1 protein-coding gene is annotated in these 255 nt (G+C 44.7%); it reads right to left on the reverse strand.

What is annotated here, in order from left to right:
* Nucleotides 1-255 (reverse strand): efflux RND transporter permease subunit (locus PSI06_RS21835; protein WP_273588164.1); only part of this gene is annotated, 255 nt, incomplete at both ends.

Below are 255 nucleotides of genomic sequence, written 5' to 3' on the forward strand. Positions count from 1 at the left end.
TATCGGCAACCACGCTTCCCATATCTCGATTTTGTACATTTGCTTGGATAACGACTCTTCGTTGTACATCATCGCGTCTAACTTGTGGTGGGCCTGACTCAAATGAGACTGAGGCTACGTCACCCAGTCGCACCCAAGCACCAGTAGGTGATTGAAGCCGAATATCAGCAATAGCTTCTTTGTTACTTCGGTACTCTTCCTCTATGCGAACGTAAATATCATAACGTTCATTACCATTGATTATTTGTCCGGCTT

It is taken from the genome of Pseudoalteromonas sp. GABNS16E (assembly GCF_028598715.1).
Taxonomy (GTDB): domain Bacteria; phylum Pseudomonadota; class Gammaproteobacteria; order Enterobacterales; family Alteromonadaceae; genus Pseudoalteromonas; species Pseudoalteromonas atlantica.